The sequence below is a fragment of the Streptomyces koelreuteriae genome, assembly GCF_018604545.1.
In the GTDB taxonomy this organism is placed as follows: domain Bacteria; phylum Actinomycetota; class Actinomycetes; order Streptomycetales; family Streptomycetaceae; genus Streptomyces; species Streptomyces koelreuteriae.
Map to the genome: position 1 here is coordinate 7,194,683 of NZ_CP075896.1, position 15,595 is coordinate 7,210,277.

Below are 15,595 nucleotides of genomic sequence, written 5' to 3' on the forward strand. Positions count from 1 at the left end.
GGCCGTGGCCCGGGACGCTCCGCCCCGGTCCTCACGTGCAGGGTGCGATTCCCATGGCGACTTCAGCCGGAGGCAGGGAGATCCCGCGATCCCGTGCCCCGCCCGGCATCCGTGACGAGCGTGCCGTCGCAGCCGAATCGCCCGTGAAGGAAAGGGCTTTGGCGCAGGCGCGCCCGCGCGCCGCAGTGCCGGAATACGCCGAGTATGTACGGCGATGTCGACTGACACCGGAAGTGTTCACCGGCACCCAAGGGGCGTCAAGGTCGCCGACCGCAACGGTTGACGGCCATATGACGGCGGCCGGGCTCCTGCCGGGCCGGGTGGCCGGTTGCACGGCCTGACGGCGCCCGGTCGGGTCGTTGTTCAGATCTGGTCGGGGCCACGCGTGGCCTGGGGAGCCGCGCGAGGCTCTGCTGGTGGTGTCCGGCCTCCGCTGAGCTCCGCCGTCGGCACTCGCCCAGCCGCACCTGACTCCTCGCTTGCTAGCCACCAGCATCCACCTGACCTGGCGGTTTCTCAACCGCACGACCGGAGCCCCCAGGAGGGGCCGTACGGACCCTCGGAGCCCAGTACCTGTCTCGGTCCTTCCCTTACCTGGTGTACGCCCCTGAGCTGCCGCCGGTCTCCGCCGTCCCGCACCCCGCGGACGCCGCTGCCGGCTCGGCGCCCCGGCGGGTCTCGTGTCCGGGCAGGCCCGCACGGCCCAGCACCCAACTCGCCCCGCGCAACGACTTCGCCGCCTTCTTCAACGGTGCCAGGCAGGCCGCCGCCTGCCGGTGGTCCGTCACAGTGCCCGGCGCGCACAGCACCGTGGCGAGCGACAGCGTGACCGGCCGGCCTCCCGCCGACCAGGGGGAGTCCAGCACGGAGGCGGCCAGCGGATCGAGACCCTCCGGATCGGCGAGCACCAGGAAATCGTCCCCACCGATGTGCCCCACCCGCGCGCTGTCCGTCGCGGCCTGTTGCAGCGCCCGTCCGACCGCCCGGATCAGCTCGTCCCCGGCCGCGAAGCCGGCCCCGTCGTTGATCTGCTTGAAGTGATCGACATCCAGCCAGCTCAGCGCGAACGGCCGCCCGGCCGCGATCCGCCGGTCCACCTCACCGGTGATCGCGTCCGAGCCGGGCAGACGCGTCAGCGGATTCAGCCCCGCCGCTTCCTCCACCCGTGTCTCGGCCAGCGCGCGCACCAGGTCCGCGAGCCGTACGACTCCCACGCACCGCCCGTACTCGTCCACGACGGCCACGTCGTCCGACGTGCGGTCCCGCCCTCCGACCGCCACCACGTCCAGGACCTCCCAGGCGGTGGCGTCGACGCCCACCGTCCGCGGTGGGTCGCCGAGCTTCGCCGCGGGCCGGTCTGCGTACAGGGCATGGCCGTAGCGCGCCGACATCGACAGCAGGAAGCGGGACCGGTGCACCGACCGGACCGGCACCCCCGCGGCGTCCACGAGCAGGACTCCTGACACATCAGGCGACCCCGTCAGCAGTGCTCGCACCTGACCCGCCGAAGCCGTGGCGGGCAGCAGCGCCGCGGGCCGCACGAACTCCCGCACCGACGGCCCGGACCGCGGCACGGCCACCGCGGCGGGGGAGCGGGGCGGGACGTAGACGTCCGCCGCGGGCAGCCGCGCGGGCGGCGCGAACAGTTCGCCCTGCGCCAGCTGCGCCCCGGCCGCCAGCGCCGCCGCGCACTGGCCTTCGGTCTCCACGCCCTCAACCGCCAGAAGCGCCCCCAGTTCGTCGCACAGCGTCCGCATCGACCGCACCACGGCCGGCCGCGCCAGCAGCGACGCGTCCAGCTTCACCAGGCCGGGCGCGAGGTCCGAGAGCAGCCGCAGCGGCACGTCGCCGTCCCCGACACCGTCCGCGCAGATCCGGAAGCCCTCACCGCGCAGCGCGGTCACCGCCTCCAGCAGCGCCTGCTGCGGCACATGCGTGTACGGCGGACAGACATCGATCGTCACCTCCCACGGCAGCCGTCCCGCCTCGCGCACGGCGGCGTGCAGCGAAGGGAGACCGCCGAGGTCGGCGAGGGTACCGGCGAACACGTTGACGAACAGCGGAAGCAGGGTCTCCTTGCGCACCGCCGCCCGGACCGCCGCCACCGCCAGCCGGCAGTCGAGCTCGGGATCCCGGCGGGCCTCGGCCAGGATGTCGCCGGTCTCCGGGCGGGCGAGTATCTCCAGCCCCGCGACCGCGCCGGTCGTCAGATTGACCACCGGCTGGAAGGCGAAGCGGAGAGTATCCGTCCAGGAGTGCACGGCAGCATGATGACTCCACCGGCGCACGCCCGAGCGCAGTTCATGAGACGTTCACGCAGGATTCCGGCGTGGTCACACAGCGTAGGACCGAGCCCCGTCGCGGCCGCACGACCAGCTCCCCTACGACGGCACCGCGCTCGCGGCATCGCGTCCACGGCACCGCGTTTCACGGCCCGGTGATCACCGCACCGCGATCACCGCCGACCCATGCCCGAACAGCCCTTGGTTCGCACTGATACCCACGCGCGCCCCCGCGACCTGCCGGTCACCCGCAGCGCCCCTCAACTGCCAGGCCAGCTCGCACACCTGGGCAATCGCCTGCGCCGGCACGGCCTCGCCGAAGGAGGCCAGTCCACCGCTCACGTTCACCGGTATTCGCCCGCCCAGCGCCGTCGCCCCGTCCCGCAGCAGCTTCACCCCCTCGCCCTCGCCGCACAGCCCCAAGTCCTCGTACCACTGCAACTCAAGAGCCGTGGACAGGTCATAGACCTCGGCCAGCGACAGATCCTCCGGTCCGACTCCCGCTTCCTCGTAGGCCGTCCGGGCGATCGACCTCCGGAACGTCTCGCCGGGCGGATCCACCGCCACCGCGGAGTCCGTGGCGATGTCCGGCAGATCCAGCACGGCGTTCGGGTAACGCGGCGTCACCGTGGACACAGCCCGGATCCGCACCGGTTCCGCATGCCCGTGCCGCCGCGCGAACTCCATGCTCGAGAGCACCACCGCGGCACCGCCGTCGGAGGTGGCGCAGATGTCGAGCAGCCGCAGCGGATCGGCGACGACAGCGGAGGCGGCGACCTCCTCGGCGGTGACCGGGCTGCGGTAGCGGGCCTTCGGATTCAGCGCCCCCATCGCCGCGTTCTTCACCTTCACCTGCGCGAAGTCGTCCGTCGTATCACCGTGCAGAGCCATGCGCCGTCGGGCGTACAACCCGAAGTACACAGGGTTGGTCGCCCCGAGGATCCGGAAGCGCAGCCAGTCGGGATCGTCGGGCCGGTCCCCGCCCGCCGGGCGGAAGAACCCCTTGGGAGCGGCATCGGCCCCCACCACGAGCACCGCGTCGGCGAGCCCGGAGAGTATCTGCGCCCGTGCCGTGTCGACGGCCTGTGCCCCGGACGCGCACGCCGCGTACACGCTCGTGACCCGGGCCCCCTGCCAGCCCAGTGCTTTCGCGAAGGTGGCCCCGGCGACATACCCCGGATACCCGCCCCGCACGGTGTCCGCCCCGATGATCGAGCCGATGTCCCGCCAGTCCAGCCCGGCGTCCGCGAGCGCCGCCTGAGCCGCCGCGACGCCGTACTCGACGAAGCTCCGCCCCCACTTGCCCCACGGGTGCATGCCCACGCCGAGCACCGCCACCTCTTGCGTCATGCCGTCACCCCCGTCGGCCGCCAGTGCCACGTCGTCCAGGTCGTCTCCGCATCCTCGTGGAGCACTCCCGGCACGACCTCCGCCTCCATACCCACCGTCAGATCCGCGACGGTCACCTCGGGAGCCGCCTGTCCCAGCACCACGATCCGCTCGGCCTCCAGCTCCACAGCGATCAACGCGCACGGCTCCCACGGAAGTTCCGGATCGCTCACATAGGGTGACGGCGGTCGATACCGGCTGTCCGTGTACGACCAGACGCGCCCCCGCCGCGACAGCGCGATCTCTTCCAACTCCCCGCCCCCGCAGGAAGGGTTGCGGCAGTGATGGTCCTCACGCGGAAAGAAGACCGAGGCGCACGCGGCGCAGCGCGTGCCGAGCAGCCGGAAGGCATCACCGTCTCCGGCGAACCACCCCGCCACCACAGGTGTTCGTGTACGCGACACAGTCCCTCCCGACAGCCAAATCTGACGGAACGTCAGAAGTCTGCCACGGCAGCCCGGAATTGGGCATCCCTTCCCCGGCGGGGCCATCTCCTGATAGATGCAAGGGCCATGACACGACTGACCGCCGTGACACGCGGCCTCATCACGGTGTTCGCCGCCCTGCTGGCGGCGACCGCCTCCACCGCGACCGCCCAGGCCAAGACCGAGCCCAAGGCACCGAAGGATTTCGTGGCGCTGAGAAGCGTGGACCCGACGATCATCCAGGAGATGCGCTACGTCACCCCGCACAACTTCGTCGGCGAGCGCGTCGACGGCTACCTCCAGCCGACCTGCATCCTCACCCGCCCCGCCGCACAAGCCCTCCACAAGGCCCAGCGGAAGCTCCTACGACAGGGCTACTCACTCAAGGTGTACGACTGCTACCGACCGCAGCGCGCGGTGGACCACTTCGTCCGCTGGGCCGAGGACCTCGACGACGAGGCGATGAAGGGCGAGTTCTACCCGAACGTCGACAAGACCCGGCTGTTCGCCGACGGCTACATCGCCGAGAAGTCCGGCCACAGCCGCGGATCGACCCTGGACATCACGCTGGTGAGGCTGCCGGCGAAGCCCACCCGGCCGTACGACCCCGAAGAGCCCCTCGTGCCGTGCTTCGCGCCCAAGGGCGAGCGTTTCCCCGACAACTCGATCGACATGGGGACCGGCTTCGACTGCTTCGACACCCTCTCGCACACCCTCGACCCACGCGTCCAGGGCCAGCAGCGCGCCAACCGGCTGCTCCTCAAGAACACCCTGGAGGGTCTCGGCTTCGTGAACCTGCCGGAAGAGTGGTGGCACTACACCTACAAGCCTGAGCCCTACCCGGACACCTACTTCGACTTCCCCGTGTCCAGGAAGTCGCTCACCGGCGCCCACTGACCAGCCTGCCCGAGACGCCCTCTCCGCGATCGGCTACAGTCCGCCGCGTGTCCGAAACTCAGCACTCCAGTTCCAACTCCGCGCCGGACTCCCACTGTTCGAGCTGCGGCGCGCCCTACGGAGAGGGCGTCTCCGGCTGGCCCCGCCCCTGCCCCGTGTGCGGCGCCGTGGCCTACCGCAATCCGCTCCCGGTCGCGGTGGCCCTCCAGCCCGTCTACGACACCAAGGGCACCGCCCTGGTCGTCATCACCCGAACCGTCGCTCCCGCGCGCGGGGGCACGGCCCTGCCCGGCGGCTACATCGACGACCGGGAGGACTGGCGGCAGGCCGTCGTACGCGAACTCAAGGAGGAGACCGGCATCGACGCGGCCGCCCGCGAGGTACGCCTCGTCGACGCGATGAGCTCCCCCGACGGGCACCTGCTGCTGTTCGGTCTGCTGCCGGAACGCCCGGTCGAGAGCCTGCCGCCCTCAACCGCCACCGACGAGACGGAGGGCTGGCATCTCCTCCGCAGGGTGGACGAACTCGCCTTCCCTCTGCACACCGTGGCCGTACGAGCCTGGTTCGAGGGCCGGTACATCTGAGGTCAGCGTCCCCCGGCACCGCGGACGCGCACGGGTGAGGACGGCTCGCTCCTGCCGTCCTCACCCTCCCGCTCGACGACCACCCGCGAGTCGATCCACCGGGCGGTGTACCGCTCGATCTCCGGCTCGTCCCACCCCTCGCCCCCGTCCGGCACGACCAGCCCGCCCCCGGTCCGTCCGCGGGCGGGCGCCCACACCTCCAGTGTGAGCCTGCCGTCCTCCCCACGTACGGGAAGAACGGCACCCGCGCGCGCGAACACGGGAATGCGCGACAGGGGAGCGTCGACGAGCACCTGCGCCGGTCCCTCGTACGCCCGCTCCGTCGCCGTGTCGTACCAGCGCCCCCGCGGCAGCTGCACCGCACGCCGGTCCGCGCCAGGGGCCAGCACCGGCGCCACCAGCAGGCTGTCGCCCAGCAGGAAGGCGTCCTCGCAGTCCCGCAGCATCCGATCCTCCGGCGCGGCCCACCACAGGGGCCGCACGTACGGCGCTCCGGTACGCCGCGCCAGATGCGCCAGCGTCATGAAGTACGGCAGCAGCCGACGGCGTTCGACGAGCGCCACGCGCGCGTGCTCCAGCACCTCGGGACCGAACTCCCATGGCTCCCGGCGCCCCGCCCGCAGACTCGCGTGTGTACGGAACAGCGGCAGATACGCGCCCAGCTGGAACCACCGGAGGTACATCTCGGGCGAAGGATCCCCGTCGAAGCCTCCGATGTCCGGACCCGAGTACGGCACGCCGCACAACCCGAGCCCCGTCACCAGCGCCAAGGACGCCCGCAGCCCCGGCCAGCCGGTGGCCACGTCCCCCGACCACGCCCCGCCGTAGCGCTGCATGCCGGCCCACCCGGAGCGGGAGAACAGGAACGGCCGCTCCTGGGGCGCGAGTCTCCGCAGCCCTTCGAAGCCCGCCCTGGCCATACAGAGCGCGTACACGTTGTGGGCCTCACGATGGTCACCGCCCCGCCCTTCCAGGGAGTGCCGCGCCGAACGAGGCAGCGTCGACTCCCCGAACGCGGTGAACGACGTGGGCTCGTTCATGTCGTGCCAGAAGCCCGAGAAGCCCTGCGCGAGCCGCTCCTCGTAGAGACCGCCCCACCACTCACGCACGCGCGCGTGCGTGAAGTCGGGAAACACCGCCTCCCCGGGCCACACGACTCCCCGCACGATCTGCCCCGACGCGTCCCGCACGAACGCGTCCTCGTCCGTCCCGCGGTCGTACACGGCATTGCCCGGCAGGGCTTTGACGGCCGGATCGACGATCGACACCAGACGGACGCCGTCCCGCCGGAGTTCCTCGGCCAGCACGGGCAGCTTCGGGAAGCGGTCCTGATCGACGGTGAACACCTGATGCCCGTCGAGATGGTCGATGTCCAGGTGCACGGCATCGAGCGGCAGACCGTGCTCCACATAGCCCGCGACGATCCGCCGCACCTCCTGCTCGCTGCCGAACCCCCACCGCGCGTGCTGGTGGCCGAGCGCCCACGCGGGCGGCAGCGCGGGCGCCCCGGTGAGCGAGGCCCAGGCGAGCAGCACGCGCGCGGGGGTCCCCACCATCACCCAGCAGCGCAGCGGACCGCCGTCCATCCGCAGCTCGCTCGTCCCGCCGCGGTCGTGCCCGGAACCCGCACCTTCCTCGCCCTCCCGCAGCGTCACCGAGCCGTCCCACGAGCTGTCGTGGAACACCAGATGCGTACCGCCGTCGGACACCACCAGCTGCACCGGCATCGTGATGTACAGCGGGTCGTCACCCGGCGCGAAGGCGTGGCCGGGGTCGGTGTTCCACAGCCGATACGTACCGTCCGGCAGCCGAGGACCCGCCGCACGTCCACCCAGGCCGAAGAAGCGCGCGTCGGCAGCCACCTCCGACCGCTGCGACCAGCGCGCCGGGCCGCCATCCACCGGCTCCCACCACCGTGGCGGCAGATCTCGTCGCAGGGCCACGCCGCCGGGCGTCAGCACCTCCACCGCGCCGTGCCGCGAGACGACGACCGTCACCCGCTCGGCCACCACCCGCCAGCCGCCGTCCTTGTCCGGCTCCAGCACCGCCCTGGGATCGGGTTCCGGACAGCGGCCGGCCAACGCGTACGACGGCTCGGGCTCCGCCCCGTCCCAGCCCCAGAAGACAGCCCCGTTCACGGCGACGAGAATCCGCAGCTCCGACCGGCTGAACCGGACTACACCGCCCCCCGGCCCCGGCTCCACCTCCCGCACGGGCCCCGGCACCCGCGCACGCTCCGCCCCTCGCGACGGCAGCCCGGTGGCGTCGGCCCGCCGCCTGCGCCACGCTGCTCGTACGGTACGCACACCCTGCGCCGCCCCCACCGAAGCCACCGCTTTCACCGAACGCACCAGGTCACGACCGTTCATGCTGCTCACCCTGCCATTGACCGCGCCACGCGGGCGTGGCGTTCAACTGCCGTTCACCCGTGCCAGGACCACATCTTCACGAGGCGGACTATGTGGGACGCACCCTGGTGCCGAAGTCGATCACATGGCATTGTCCGTGCCAGCCGCTCACGCGCACACCCCAGCCCGTGCGCGGAGGACGCACACGACGCGCACAGTCCGGGAGCCGACCATGTCGACCGCTAGTCCCCAGCCGCTCTGGCAGCCAGACGCCGAGCGCATCGACCGGGCACGGATCACCAGGTTCCAGACCTGGGCCGCCGAGCACCACGGCGCCCCCGCCGAGGGCGGCTACGCGGCTCTCCAGCGCTGGTCCGTCGACGACCTGGACGCCTTCTGGAAAGCCGTCACCGAGTGGTTCGACGTCCGCTTCTCGACCCCGTACGCGCGCGTGCTCGGGGACCGGGCGATGCCGGGCGCCCAGTGGTTCCCCGGCGCGACCCTCAACTACGCCGAACACGCCCTGCGCGCGGCCGACACCCGCGCGGACGAACCGGCCCTCCTGCACGTCGACGAGACGCACGAACCACGCCCCGTCAGCTGGGCCGAGCTACGCCGCCAGGTCGGCTCCCTGGCCGCCGAACTGCGCGCCCTCGGCGTACGCCCCGGGGACCGCGTCAGCGGCTACCTCCCCAACGTCCCCCAAGCCGTGGTCGCCCTCCTCGCCACAGCCGCCGTGGGCGGCGTGTGGACCTCCTGCGCGCCAGACTTCGGCGCCCGCAGCGTCCTCGACCGCTTCCAGCAGGTCGAACCCGTCGTGCTGTTCACGGTCGACGGCTACCGCTACGGCGGCAAGGAGCACGACCGACGCGACACCGTCGCCGAACTGCGCCGCGAACTGCCCACCCTGCGCGCCGTCGTCCACATCCCCCTCCTCGGCACCGAGGCACCCGACGGGGCCCTCGACTGGTCGGCCCTCACCTCCGCCGACACGACCCCCGTCTTCGAGCAGGTGCCCTTCGACCACCCCCTGTGGGTGCTCTACTCCTCCGGCACGACCGGCCTGCCCAAGGCCATCGTCCAGTCCCAGGGCGGCATCCTGGTCGAGCACCTCAAGCAACTCGGCCTGCACTGCGACCTGGGCCCCGAGGACCGCTTCTTCTGGTACACGTCCACCGGCTGGATGATGTGGAACTTCCTCGTCTCCGGCCTGCTCACCGGCACCACGATCGTCCTCTACGACGGCAGCCCCGGCTACCCGGACACCGGCGCCCAGTGGCGCATCGCCGAACGCACCCGGGCCACCCTCTACGGCACCTCGGCCGCCTACGTCATGGCCTGCCGCAAGGCCGGCGTGCACCCGTCCCGCGACTTCGACCTCTCCACGGTCCAGTGCGTCGCCACGACCGGCTCGCCCCTGCCGCCCGACGGCTTCCGCTGGCTCCACGACGAGGTCCGCGACGACCTGTGGATCGCCTCTGTCAGCGGCGGCACGGACGTGTGCTCCTGCTTTGCCGGAGCCGTACCGACCCTCCCCGTCCATGTCGGCGAACTCCAGGCCCCCTGCCTCGGCACCGACCTGCAGGCCTGGGACCCGAGCGGCAAACCCCTCGTCGCCGAGGTCGGCGAACTCGTGGTCACCAACCCCATGCCGTCGATGCCCATCCACTTCTGGAACGACCCCGACGGCAGCCGCTACCACGACAGCTACTTCGACACCTACCCCGGCGTATGGCGGCACGGCGACTGGATCACCGTCACCTCCCACGGATCCGTCGTCATCCACGGCCGCTCCGACTCCACGCTCAACCGCCAGGGCGTCCGCATGGGATCCGCCGACATCTACGAAGCCGTGGAGCGCCTCCCCGAAATCAAGGAGTCCCTCGTCATCGGCATCGAGCAGCCCGACGGCGGCTACTGGATGCCCCTCTTCGTGCACCTGACCCCCGGAGCCACCCTCGACGAGGACCTGCTGAACCGCATCAAGCGGACCATCCGCGAACAACTCTCGCCGCGCCACGTCCCCGACGAGATCATCGAGGTACCCGGCGTCCCGCACACTCTCACCGGCAAGCGCATCGAGGTCCCGGTCAAACGCCTCCTCCAAGGCACGCCCCTGGAGAAAGCGGTCAACCCGGGCTCCATCGACAACCTCGACCTCCTGACCTTCTACGAGGACATCGCCCGCAAACGCGCCTGACCGAGGCCGTCCAGAGCCGCGTCGCGCCACTCCCCGTCACCACGGCCGTGGGCGGGGAGTGTGCGCATGACCCAAGCTGACCTGCGAATTCAGTGAACGGCCATCCTCGTCAGCCCCCATTGTCAGTGCCTGCGATTACTGTGAGTGAGCATTGATCGACTGTGCACAGGGGGAAAGACAATGGCGCACACCGACAGCCGGACCATGCGACGCGTCCTGCGCCGCGAGATCGCCGGCACCATCGGCCTGCTGACCGACGAGCACGACTTCCGAGCCATGCGCTGCTACCGCAGCTTCGCCTTCGACGACCACGCGACCTACCTCAAGCACGTGGAGGCGCTCCTCAGGACACGGACCCTGCAGGGCAGCCACACCGCGGTGGCCCTCTTCGATCCCGAGGAGTACGCCGACTTCTGCACACAGAAGAGCCTGGACCCCGACAACCCCTCGAGCCGCACCCGCTTCACGGCCCAACTCGCGGTGACAGGCCCCACCCTCCCGTACGAGGGCCAGCCCCTGGCCGACCTCCTGGCGGCCCTTGTCGACGAGGGCGTGCGGCAGGCCACCTGGGAGTACGCGACCACACTCCTGGCTCGCCTGGGCGCCTGCACATCCTGCGGCGAGGACCTCGGACGCACCGCCTTCGCCCGGGCCTCGGACCTCCTCGTCCGCATCCTCGACACGGCCCCACCCGGCGACCGGCACCTCGTCTGCAGCGTCACAGGACCGCCCGAAACCCTCATCGCCGCACTCCACGCCACCGACACGGGCGACACCCTGAAGCTGGACGAGACCGAAGCCCTCGAGTTCACCACCGTCCTGGCCCTCGGGCTGGCCACCGAAAGCCCCGGTGGACTAGTCATCCGCGCCAGCGCCCCAGCCATGCCCGACCGCGTCTACGGCTGGCGCCTGCGCGCCTACGGACTCGACCCGCTCACCGCGGGAGAGGTCTTCGACGCCTACTGCACCGACGTCGAGTCCGGCGACCTCATCTCCCCGGAATCCAACGTCGACTACTGCGAGCCGCCCGACCTCGGAGAGGAGAAGCCCGCACAGGGACACAACCACTGAAACGCGGGAGGGGCGCCCCACAAAAGTGGAGCGCCCCTCCCGGGCAGCCCAGAGGCCGACCAATCCCGGCCTACTCGCCCGACAACACCGCCTGCGCCGCGCTGCGCGCGTCCTCGGCACTGTCCGACGCACGGGCCGCCGCGGCGGCCCGCTCACACTGAGCCAGCGTGTACTTCGCCAGCGTCGCCCGGACGTAGGGAATCGACGCCGCGCCCATCGAAAGAGAGGTGACGCCCAGACCAGCCAGCACACAAGCGAGCAGCGGGTCGGACGCGGCCTCACCACAGACACCACAGCTCTTGCCCTCGGCCTTCGCCGACTCGGCGGACAGCGCCACCAGGTCGAGCAGCGCGGGCTGCCAGGGGTCCTGCAGACGGGAGACCGCACCCACCTGACGGTCGGCGGCGAAGGTGTACTGCGCCAGGTCGTTCGTCCCCAGCGACAGGAACTCGACCTCCTGCAGGATCGAACGGGCCCGCAGCGCGGCCGACGGGATCTCCACCATCGCGCCGAACTTCGCCCGCAACCCGGCCTCACGACACGCGTCCGCGAAAGCCCGGGCATCCGTACGGTCCGCCACCATCGGGGCCATGACCTCGAGATAGACCGGCAGCCCCTCCGCGGCCTTCGCGAGCGCGGTCAGCTGCGTGCGCAGCACGTCCGGGTGGTCGAGCAGCGTCCGCAGGCCCCGCACGCCGAGCGCCGGGTTCGGCTCGTCGGCCGGAGTCAGGAAGTCGAGCGGCTTGTCCGCACCCGCGTCCAGCACCCGCACCACGACACGCCCCTCGGGGAACGCCTCCAGCACCTGCCGGTACGCCGCGACCTGCTTCTCCTCGGAGGGCGCCTGCTTGCTGTCGTCCAGGAACAGGAACTCGGTACGGAAGAGACCGACACCCTCGGCACCGGCGTCGACGGCGGCCTCCACATCCGCAGGGCCACCGATGTTCGCCAGCAGCGGCACCTTGTGACCGTCCGCCGTGGCACCGGGTCCGGTCGAGGCCGCCAGCGCCGCCCGGCGCGCGGCGGCCGCGGCCTCGAGCTCAGCCTTCTTGTCCTCACTCGGGTCCACGAAGATCTCACCCGTACTGCCGTCGACGGCGATCATCGTGCCTTCGGCGAGCTCACCGGCACCTGGCAGCGCCACCACGGCCGGCACTCCGAGCGCCCGCGCCAGAATCGCGCTGTGGCTGGTCGGACCGCCCTCCTCGGTGACGAAGCCGAGCACCAGAGTCGGGTCCAGCAGCGCGGTGTCGGCAGGCGCGAGGTCACGCGCGACAAGGACGTAAGGCTCGTCGCTGTCCGGGACTCCCGGCATCGGCACGCCCAGCAGACGGGCGACGATACGATTCCGCACGTCGTCGAGGTCGGCCACGCGGCCGGCGAGGTACTCACCGGCACCCGCCAGCAGCTCGCGGTACGCGGCGAACGCGTCGTACACGCCGCGCTCGGCCGTGCTGCCGACGGCGATCCGTCGTTCCACGTCGGCCATCAGCTCAGGGTCCTGGGCCATCATGGCCTGCGCCTCGAGCACCGCCTGGGCCTCGCCGCCCGCCAGATTGCCGCGCGCCATCAGGTCGGCCGCCACAGCCTCCACGGCCTTGCGGGCGCGCCCCTGTTCACGCTCCGCCTCGTCCGCCGGGATCTGCTTCGCAGGCGGCTCGAGCACCGCCGTTCCCATATGCCGAACCTCGCCGATCGCCACACCGTGGCTCACGCCGACGCCTCGCAGCGTTGTCTCCATCTCACCCGTCTCCGATAGTGCGGCGACTCCCGCCGCCGCGTTGGTTGTTCTACTCGCCGTCCTACGACGGCACTGACGTCACTTCCAGAGGAAGAGACTGTCGCCGGCCTTCACATCGCCGTCGATACGAAGATCGGAGAGGGCTTCGGCCGTGGCCTCCAGCGCGACGATCGGGCAGATCGCGGACTTGCCGGCGGCCTCGACGGCAGCCGGGTTCCAGCGCACGATGCCCTGACCGCGCCTGACGGTGTCACCCTTGTTCACGAGCAGCTCGAAACCCTCGCCGTTGAGCTGCACGGTGTCGATACCGAGGTGTGTGAGCACGCCGTGTCCGCTCTCGTCGACGACGACGAACGCGTGCGGGTGCAGGGAGACGATGACGCCGTCCACGGGGGAGACGGCCTCGGAGGGCTCACGTACGGGGTCGATCGCTGTGCCCGGGCCGACCATGGCCCCGGAGAAGACGGGATCCGGCACGGCTGCCAGTCCGATGGTGCGTCCTGCAAGCGGGGACGTCACGGTGGTCATGGGAAGCCTCCCAGGGGTGGAGATCGTTATGGGCCGTCCCTGTCGGTACCGGACGGCACACTGTTCAGCAGGGTATGTCACCTGAAGTGCCGGTTCCGCGCGGGCACTCCAGAGTGGTCTAGACCATACCGCAATCGGATTTGCACGCCCTCCGCGGCCGCGTGTACAGTCGTACTCCTGCCTGGGGCTGAGCGACACAACATCGTGTCCTTGTCCGGCAGCACCCAAACTTGTCAGATCCTATCTCGGGGTCATCTTCTGCATGTCTGCAGGACGGTGGTCAGAGGGCCGGAAAAACACTGATAGAGTTTGGAACACCGAAGGGAAGCGCCCGGAGGAAAGCCCGAGAGGGTGAGTACAAAGGAAGCGACCGTTCCTTGAGAACTCAACAGTGTGCCAAAAGTCAACGCCAGATATGTTGATACCCCGTCTCCAGCATTCGCTGGGACGAGGTTCCTTTGAAAAAACACAGCGAGGACGCTGTGAACGGTCGGGCCTATTCCGCCTGACTGTTCCGCTCTCGTGTGTGTTGCACCGGATTACCGGTACACATTCACGGAGAGTTTGATCCTGGCTCAGGACGAACGCTGGCGGCGTGCTTAACACATGCAAGTCGAACGATGAAGCCCTTCGGGGTGGATTAGTGGCGAACGGGTGAGTAACACGTGGGCAATCTGCCCTTCACTCTGGGACAAGCCCTGGAAACGGGGTCTAATACCGGATAACACCTCCACTCTCCTGAGTGGAGGTTAAAAGCTCCGGCGGTGAAGGATGAGCCCGCGGCCTATCAGCTTGTTGGTGAGGTAATGGCTCACCAAGGCGACGACGGGTAGCCGGCCTGAGAGGGCGACCGGCCACACTGGGACTGAGACACGGCCCAGACTCCTACGGGAGGCAGCAGTGGGGAATATTGCACAATGGGCGAAAGCCTGATGCAGCGACGCCGCGTGAGGGATGACGGCCTTCGGGTTGTAAACCTCTTTCAGCAGGGAAGAAGCGAAAGTGACGGTACCTGCAGAAGAAGCGCCGGCTAACTACGTGCCAGCAGCCGCGGTAATACGTAGGGCGCGAGCGTTGTCCGGAATTATTGGGCGTAAAGAGCTCGTAGGCGGCTTGTCACGTCGGTTGTGAAAGCCCGGGGCTTAACCCCGGGTCTGCAGTCGATACGGGCAGGCTAGAGTTCGGTAGGGGAGATCGGAATTCCTGGTGTAGCGGTGAAATGCGCAGATATCAGGAGGAACACCGGTGGCGAAGGCGGATCTCTGGGCCGATACTGACGCTGAGGAGCGAAAGCGTGGGGAGCGAACAGGATTAGATACCCTGGTAGTCCACGCCGTAAACGGTGGGCACTAGGTGTGGGCAACATTCCACGTTGTCCGTGCCGCAGCTAACGCATTAAGTGCCCCGCCTGGGGAGTACGGCCGCAAGGCTAAAACTCAAAGGAATTGACGGGGGCCCGCACAAGCGGCGGAGCATGTGGCTTAATTCGACGCAACGCGAAGAACCTTACCAAGGCTTGACATACACCGGAAACGTCTGGAGACAGGCGCCCCCTTGTGGTCGGTGTACAGGTGGTGCATGGCTGTCGTCAGCTCGTGTCGTGAGATGTTGGGTTAAGTCCCGCAACGAGCGCAACCCTTGTCCCGTGTTGCCAGCAGGCCCTTGTGGTGCTGGGGACTCACGGGAGACCGCCGGGGTCAACTCGGAGGAAGGTGGGGACGACGTCAAGTCATCATGCCCCTTATGTCTTGGGCTGCACACGTGCTACAATGGCCGGTACAATGAGCTGCGATACCGCGAGGTGGAGCGAATCTCAAAAGCCGGTCTCAGTTCGGATTGGGGTCTGCAACTCGACCCCATGAAGTCGGAGTCGCTAGTAATCGCAGATCAGCATTGCTGCGGTGAATACGTTCCCGGGCCTTGTACACACCGCCCGTCACGTCACGAAAGTCGGTAACACCCGAAGCCGGTGGCCCAACCCCTTGTGGGAGGGAGCTGTCGAAGGTGGGACTGGCGATTGGGACGAAGTCGTAACAAGGTAGCCGTACCGGAAGGTGCGGCTGGATCACCTCCTTTCTAAGGAGCACTTCTTACCGATCCCCTTCGGGGTGAGGTCAGAGGCCAGTACAT

10 protein-coding genes and 1 rRNA gene are annotated in these 15,595 nt (G+C 69.6%); 5 read left to right on the forward strand and 6 right to left on the reverse strand.

Going from position 1 to position 15,595, the window contains the following annotated elements:
- Positions 1-590 precede the first annotated feature (590 nt).
- The 3 genes from KJK29_RS32450 to KJK29_RS32460 all read right to left on the reverse strand — a co-directional run bounded on the left by KJK29_RS32450 (position 591) and on the right by KJK29_RS32460 (position 4,054).
- Complete coding sequence (locus tag KJK29_RS32450) at positions 591-2,261, reverse strand: bifunctional diguanylate cyclase/phosphodiesterase (protein ID WP_215122719.1); 1,671 nt, start codon at positions 2,259-2,261, stop codon at positions 591-593.
- 180 nt (positions 2,262-2,441) lie between these two features.
- On the reverse strand, positions 2,442-3,632 hold the full coding sequence (locus KJK29_RS32455; RefSeq protein WP_215122720.1) for a lipid-transfer protein: 1,191 nt from the start codon (positions 3,630-3,632) through the stop codon (positions 2,442-2,444).
- Entirely contained in the window at positions 3,629-4,054 is a 426-nt protein-coding gene (locus tag KJK29_RS32460; RefSeq protein WP_215124534.1) for a Zn-ribbon domain-containing OB-fold protein, read from the reverse strand. Before KJK29_RS32460 ends, KJK29_RS32455 begins: the two co-directional genes overlap by 4 nt.
- 129 nt (positions 4,055-4,183) lie before the next feature.
- Here KJK29_RS32460 and KJK29_RS32465 point away from each other — a divergent pair, with 129 nt between their 5' ends.
- Both KJK29_RS32465 and KJK29_RS32470 read left to right on the forward strand, forming a co-directional pair.
- Complete coding sequence (locus tag KJK29_RS32465) at positions 4,184-4,993, forward strand: M15 family metallopeptidase (protein ID WP_215122721.1); 810 nt, start codon at positions 4,184-4,186, stop codon at positions 4,991-4,993.
- Between the two features lie 47 nt (positions 4,994-5,040).
- Positions 5,041-5,577, forward strand: a complete 537-nt coding sequence (locus KJK29_RS32470; protein WP_215122722.1) for an NUDIX domain-containing protein — start codon at positions 5,041-5,043, stop codon at positions 5,575-5,577.
- Between the two features lie 2 nt (positions 5,578-5,579).
- On the opposite strand, the gene KJK29_RS32475 is transcribed toward KJK29_RS32470, so the two are convergent.
- The gene (locus KJK29_RS32475; protein ID WP_215122723.1) at positions 5,580-7,946 is read right to left on the reverse strand and encodes a glycoside hydrolase family 31 protein; all 2,367 of its coding nucleotides are present in this window, start codon (positions 7,944-7,946) and stop codon (positions 5,580-5,582) included.
- A 211-nt stretch (positions 7,947-8,157) separates the two neighbouring features.
- On the opposite strand from KJK29_RS32475, the gene KJK29_RS32480 reads away from it, so the two are divergent.
- Positions 8,158-10,125 (forward strand): acetoacetate--CoA ligase, encoded by a 1,968-nt coding sequence (locus KJK29_RS32480; protein ID WP_215122724.1) that lies wholly within the window; start codon positions 8,158-8,160, stop codon positions 10,123-10,125.
- 180 nt (positions 10,126-10,305) lie between these two features.
- Positions 10,306-11,196, forward strand: coding sequence for a hypothetical protein (locus KJK29_RS32485; RefSeq protein WP_215122725.1), 891 nt, complete (start codon positions 10,306-10,308; stop codon positions 11,194-11,196).
- Between the two features lie 70 nt (positions 11,197-11,266).
- On the opposite strand, the gene ptsP is transcribed toward KJK29_RS32485, so the two are convergent.
- Both ptsP and KJK29_RS32495 read right to left on the reverse strand, forming a co-directional pair.
- Positions 11,267-12,937: a phosphoenolpyruvate--protein phosphotransferase gene (ptsP, locus tag KJK29_RS32490; RefSeq protein ID WP_215122726.1), complete on the reverse strand. Its 1,671-nt coding sequence runs from the start codon at positions 12,935-12,937 to the stop codon at positions 11,267-11,269.
- A 78-nt stretch (positions 12,938-13,015) separates the two neighbouring features.
- Positions 13,016-13,465, reverse strand: coding sequence for a PTS sugar transporter subunit IIA (locus KJK29_RS32495; RefSeq protein WP_215122727.1), 450 nt, complete (start codon positions 13,463-13,465; stop codon positions 13,016-13,018).
- A 552-nt stretch (positions 13,466-14,017) separates the two neighbouring features.
- On the opposite strand from KJK29_RS32495, the gene KJK29_RS32500 reads away from it, so the two are divergent.
- Positions 14,018-15,541, forward strand: a 16S ribosomal RNA gene (locus tag KJK29_RS32500).
- Positions 15,542-15,595: the final 54 nt, after the last annotated feature.